Below are 5,059 nucleotides of genomic sequence, written 5' to 3' on the forward strand. Positions count from 1 at the left end.
GCAATCCCTCGGTAAATACCGCGCAGTCCAATGGTTTTCGGTGAAGTGAGATGAAAGGTCTGTCCATCGCGCTCGTCGGCGTGCAGTAATGCGACAAGGGCGTCGGCGACGTAGTCCACCGGAACGATATTGGTGCGGCCGGTGTCGGGCAGCATCATCGGCGTGAGCCGCGGCAGTACCGCGAGCTTGGCCAGCATGCCGAAGAAGTAATACGGCCCGTCGATCTTGTCCATCTCACCGGTGCGCGAATCGCCCACTACGACTGCCGGCCGGTAGATCCGGTACCGCAGCCCGGACGTCGAGCGCACCAGTAGTTCGGCCTCGAACTTCGTCTGGTGATACGGCGTCGGCAACTGTTGGCCGATGTCGAAGTCGTCCTCGGTGTACTCGCCGTGGAAGTCGCCGGCCACCGCGATCGACGACACGTGGTGCAGGGTCGCGTCGAGGCGGCGGGCCAACTCGACGACGGCCTGAGTGCCTTCGACGTTGGCGGCGCGCTGCGCGGCTTCGGCGGCGGTGATGTCGTAGATCGCCGCGCAGTGCACCACGTGGTCGACGGTGCCCAGTTCGGCGATGGCTTCCTCGGTCAAGCCGAGTCGTGGCTCGGTCAGCTCGCCGACCAGCGGCTTTGCCCGATCGCCCCAGTTTGCGGCCAGGCGTTCGAAGCGGCCGAGCGAGGAGCGGCGAACCAGGATCCATACTTCGGCGTCCGGGCGGGCGTCCAGCAGACGGGCCACCACACGTCGCCCGATAAACCCGGTACCGCCGGTAACGACATATCGCATGCAAGTCATGGTGCGCCCGGTGTGGCGCCGCGTCAACGTTGTGTGACGCGGTCGTCCTCCGGGTCGTCCCACAGCAACAGCTGGCGAACGGCCGGGCGCGGACCGTAGGGGCGCAGCATCGAACTGGCGGGGCGCGGACGCACCCGTAGCGGCCACCAGAACCACCGGCCGAGCAGCGTGGCGATCGCCGGTGTCATGAACGACCGGACGATCAACGTGTCGAACAACAGGCCCAGGCCGATCGTGGTGCCGATCTGACCGAGCGTCTGCAGGCCGCTGAAGACGAATCCACACATCGTCACGGCGAACACCAGACCGGCGGCGGTCACCACCGAGCCGGAGCCGGCCATCGAGCGGATGATCCCGGTCTTGAGGCCCGCGTGGATCTCCTCCTTGAACCGGGAGATCAGCAACAGGTTGTAGTCGGAGCCGACGGCCAGTAGCAGGATCACCGCCAAAGCCAGTACCACCCAATACAATTCGATTCCCAGGAGGTACTGCCACAGCAGTACTGACAGGCCGAACGAGGCGCCCAGTGACAATGCCACGGTGCCGACGATGACGATCGCCGCGACCAGGCTTCGGGTGATGAGCATCATGATCAGCAAGATCAGGCTCAGCGAGGCGACCGCGACGATCAGGATGTCGTAGGTCGCCATGTCCTGGATGTCTTTGTAGGTCGAGGCCGTGCCGCCGAGATAGAAGCTGGAGTTCGCCAGCGGAGTGCCCTTGACGGCTTCGTGCGCCGCCAGCTTGATCGGCTCGACACGCGAGATGGCCGTGGGCTCAGCGGGATCGCCCTCGTGGGTGATGATCATCCGGGCTGCCTTGCCGTCGGGCGACAGAAACAGCTTCAGTCCGCGCTTGAAATCGGCATTGTCGAACACTTCCGGCGGCAAATAGAACAGGTCGTCGTTCTTCGACTTGTCGAAAGCCTGCCCCAGTGCGGCGGGTTTGTCGTTCGCCGTCGCGGACTGCTTGTCGATCCCGAGGTTGGTGGCAAAGTTCTTCAGCGTCAGTTCGCGATTGACTTCCTGGCTGGCGATCTGCGGGGGAATCAGCCCGACCAGTTGGGGCTGAATCTTGTCGAGTTTGTCGAGGCTGACGACCAGGTCTTCGAATTTCTCGCTGAGTTGGTCGATGCTGTCGATTGCCTCGAAAGTGTTCCGCAGCGCGAAGCACGCCGGGATGTCATAGCAGTGCTTCTCCCAGTAGAAGTAGCTGTGCAGCGGCCGGAAGAAGTCGTCGAAATTCGCCAGCTTGTCCCGCACCTCCGAGATGATCGCCAGCGTTGCGTGAAACTTCTGGGTCTCTTCGTGCGTGGCACCGGCGAGTTGCTGCTGAAGGGTGTACTGCTGCTGCAAGATACCGATGGTCTTGTCGAGTTCTTGTGACTGGCGCAGCAAGTCGCGCGCGCGGTCGGCTTGATAGGTGAGGTTCTGTACCTGGCCGATGCTCTGCTGGCTGATCTGAAAGGCGATCGAACTGTGATCCAGTGGTGATCCCAGCGGCCTGGTGATGGACTGCACCATGGCGATCCCCGGGATGTGAAAGACGGCCTTGGCCACCTTGTCCAGCACCAGCATGTCGGCCGGATTGCGCAGGTCATGGTCTGCCTCGATCATCAGCAACTCGGGTTCGAGTCGGGCCCGGGCGAAGTGCCGTTCCGCCGCGGTGTAGCCCACGTTGGCCGCCGCAGTGGCCGGGATGTAGGGGCGGGTGTCGTAGCTGGTCTTGTAGCCGGGCAGGGCAAGCAGGCCGATGAGCGCAATCGCGACGGACACCACCAGAATTGGGCCCGGCCACCGGACGATCGCGGTGCCGATTCGCCGCCAGCTGCGGGTCTGCAGCACGCGTTTGGGATCGAACAACCCGAAGTGGCTGGCGATGACCAGGATCGCCGGCCCCAGGGTGAGCGAGGCGGCCAAGGCGAGCAGGATCCCGATCGCGGCGGGAATGCCCAGACTCTGGAAATACGGCAGTCGAGTGAACGTGAGGCAGGCCACCGCGCTGGCGACGGTCAGGCCCGATCCGAGGACAACGTGTGCGGTACCGCGGTACATGCTGTAGTACGCGTCTAATCGCTCGTCGCCGGCCGAGCGGGCCTCGTGGTAGCGGCCGACGAAAAATATCGCGTAATCGGTCCCGGCCGCGATCACCAGCAGCGTGAGCAGATTGGTCGCATAGGTGGACAGCCCCAGGATTCCCGCGTTTCCGAGGAAGGCCACGAATCCCCGCGCCGCGGCCATCTCGATGAGGACGGTGGCAAGAACCAGCAACGTGGTGGCGAAGGACCGGTAGACGAAGAACAGCATCACCGCGATCGCCAACACGGTCAGCGCGGTGACTTTGTCGGAGCCTTTGCTGCCCTCGGTGAATTGGTCGGCGATCAACGGCGCCGCGCCGGTGACGTAGGCCTTGACACCCGGTGGTGTCTGCATCCGGTCCACCGTGGCGCGCACCGCGTCGACGGACTCGTTGGCCAGCGCCTCGCCCTGGGCTCCGGCGAGAAAGAGTTGGACATAGGCGGCCTTGCCGTCGCTGCTCTGTGAGCCCGCCGCGGTCAGCGTGTCGCCCCAGAAGTCCTGGATGTGCTGGACGTGCTTGTCGTCGCGCTCCAACCTGTGGATCAGTTGGTCGTAGAACTGGTGGGCCTCAGGGCCGAGCGGCTTGTCGCCCTCGAGCACGATCATTGCCGAACTGTCGGTGTCGAACTCGTGGAACACTTTCCCGATGTGTTTGAACGCCTGATACGACGGCGCCTCCGGCGAGCTGAGGCCGACGTTGTGCAGTCGGCCGACCTCTTCCAGTTGCGGCACAAAGATATTCGGAATCGCGGCCATGGCCACCCAGAACAACAGGATCGGCACCGCAAGGCGGTGGATGGTGTGCGGGACCCGCGGCCGGCGGATGCTGTGGCCGCTCATCCGGACTTGTCCAGGCAGAAGGTGTAGGCGCTCAATTCGTTGACGGTCCTCTCGTCTTTGACGTCGCCGTTGACGGTGATGCGGCAGCCCAGCGTGTCGCCGTTGCCCTGGGCGACTACGTTGGCGATCACCGCGGGGTCGGTGGTGGTGATCGTGTAGGACCACGGCAGCGGGGCATTGTCGACCCGTTGCAGTGCGGCGTGGACGTCTTGAAAGTTGATAGTGGCCGTGGCCCCCGGGGCGCCGAAGACCTCATAGACGACGTGCTTGGGATTGAACGGGACGATCTCGCTGGAGACTCCGCCGGCAAGCGAGGCGTTCTGGTGTGAACCGAAGACGCCGTGCAGTCGATCGACGGCGAACCCCGCGAGGGCCACCACCACGATCGTGACCAGCACCATCCACCGCCGCCTGACCAAGTTGGTCACCGAAATACCCTTCACCCGTTGATCTTTCGAGTGAGGCTCGGAATGACGACCTCGTCGACGAGGGCTTCCACCGTCTGCCGGGTGGGGGGGCGGCTCGGCATGATGGTCCGGAAGATCAGATAGCCGGGCAGTAAGTCCCAGAGTTCGTCGCTGATCGCTGCGGCATCGATCTCGCCACGCTCGGCCGCATTCCGCAACACGTCCTGAATCAGGGCTTTGCGTTGAGCGAGGAACTGATTATGCAGGGCTTCGTTGAGGGCGGGGTGGCGCGACACCTCGACCAGCACGGCGCGCATGGTGCCGGCCTGCGCAGCTGCATGGTCGCAGATCGCCCCTCCCAGCTGCAGTAGGTCGCCGCGCAGCGTCCCGGTCTGTGGATGCACCGCGACCTGGCGGACGCCCTCGATGAATGCGGCGAGCACCAGTTCGGCCTTCGATGGCCAGCGCCGGTACACGGTGGCCTTGCTGGCGTGGGCAGCGGCAGCCACGGCGTCCACAGTCAGGCGGTCATAGCCATGCTCTTGCAGCAGCTGGAGCGTCACCTCGAGTAATTCGGTTTCTCGGGGTGACCAGGTCGAAGGCGGCGCACCGCGCTCAACCGTCGTGTTCACAGCACGCAACCCTAGACACACCAGGGCAGTACTGTCCAGTACCGTACCGTGGCCGGCGCTCGGGTCAGTGGCTGAAGTCCCGAATTCCATCCCAGTCGACCAGTGTCCAGCCTTTTGCCGGGCTACCGGTGATCACGACGCGGCCGAGGTTGGGCAGCGGATGGCTGGTTGCCAGGCTGTCCTTGGGGTTCTTCACGTTCATCAGCGTCCAGTACATGATCGATACGGCATGGCCGAACGCCACCGGCTTGCTGTTGCCGCTGTCGTAGATCTTTTGGACGGCCGCGCTGAACTGGTCGTTGAACTCC

The 5,059-nt window shown here is 64.1% G+C and carries 4 protein-coding genes and 1 pseudogene; all 5 read right to left on the reverse strand.

The features are described from left to right. Nucleotides 1–785, reverse strand: a 785-nt coding sequence (locus AC2VOU_RS14075; protein ID WP_486957940.1) for an SDR family oxidoreductase, incomplete at its 3' end; no start/stop codon positions are given. 32 nt (nucleotides 786–817) lie between these two features. Then, nucleotides 818–3,712 (reverse strand): MMPL/RND family transporter, encoded by a 2,895-nt coding sequence (locus AC2VOU_RS14080; RefSeq protein ID WP_486957941.1) that lies wholly within the window; start codon nucleotides 3,710–3,712, stop codon nucleotides 818–820. Further along, a complete protein-coding gene (locus AC2VOU_RS14085) occupies nucleotides 3,709–4,140 on the reverse strand; it encodes an MmpS family transport accessory protein (RefSeq protein ID WP_486957942.1) in 432 nt (143 codons plus the stop codon). The genes AC2VOU_RS14080 and AC2VOU_RS14085 overlap by 4 nt, the downstream gene beginning before the upstream one ends. 11 nt (nucleotides 4,141–4,151) lie before the next feature. Continuing rightward, a complete protein-coding gene (locus AC2VOU_RS14090) occupies nucleotides 4,152–4,751 on the reverse strand; it encodes a TetR/AcrR family transcriptional regulator (protein WP_486957943.1) in 600 nt (199 codons plus the stop codon). Between the two features lie 64 nt (nucleotides 4,752–4,815). Then, nucleotides 4,816–5,059 (reverse strand): annotated as a pseudogene (locus tag AC2VOU_RS14095) (histidine phosphatase family protein); the annotation flags it as partial.

It is taken from the genome of Mycobacterium sp. TH-M25, from assembly GCF_057473665.1.

Excerpts from the sequence above, each read along its gene's own strand:
- AC2VOU_RS14080 (WP_486957941.1), bottom strand. The coding sequence starts at position 3,712 with ATGAGCGGCCACAGCATCCGCCGGCCGCGGGTCCCGCACACCATCCAC.